The organism is Alkalimonas collagenimarina (assembly GCF_030717845.1).
In the GTDB taxonomy this organism is placed as follows: Bacteria; Pseudomonadota; Gammaproteobacteria; order Enterobacterales; family Alteromonadaceae; genus Alkalimonas; species Alkalimonas collagenimarina.
The window spans coordinates 1-384 of sequence record NZ_JAUZVZ010000072.1 but is presented as its reverse complement, the minus strand read 5'-3'; the positions used below and the strand labels follow the sequence as shown (position 1 = coordinate 384).

Below are 384 nucleotides of genomic sequence, written 5' to 3'. Positions count from 1 at the left end.
CTACCGCACCCTGCCCAGCAAATTGTGCTGCAAGAAGCGATACAAACCATTACCGAGCGTATCCGCCGTTTAGAGCGGCTGGATAACGAACTCAGCTATCATGTCAAAAACTGGCGCTACTACCCTGTCGTTAAAGCCATTCAGGCCATGCGTGGCGTGCGTCTGCTGGTGGCCGTCGGGGTGATTGCTGAGCTGGGCGATTTATCACGCTTCGACCACCCCAGAAAGCTCATGAGCTATCTGGGATTAGTGCCCTCAGAGCATTCCAGTGGCGGCAAACGCAGGCAAGGCGGTATTACACGAACTGGCAACACCCGCGCAAGGCGTTTGCTGGTTGAAGGCGCGCATACCTACCGCTATGCCGCCAGGGTCTCCACTGAGCTG

Annotated in this window: 1 protein-coding gene; it reads left to right on the top strand. The window is 56.8% G+C overall.

Going from position 1 to position 384, the window contains the following annotated elements; all coding sequences use genetic code 11:
- Nucleotides 1–384 (top strand): transposase (locus tag Q3O60_RS17640; RefSeq protein ID WP_305895236.1); only part of this gene is annotated, 384 nt, incomplete at both ends.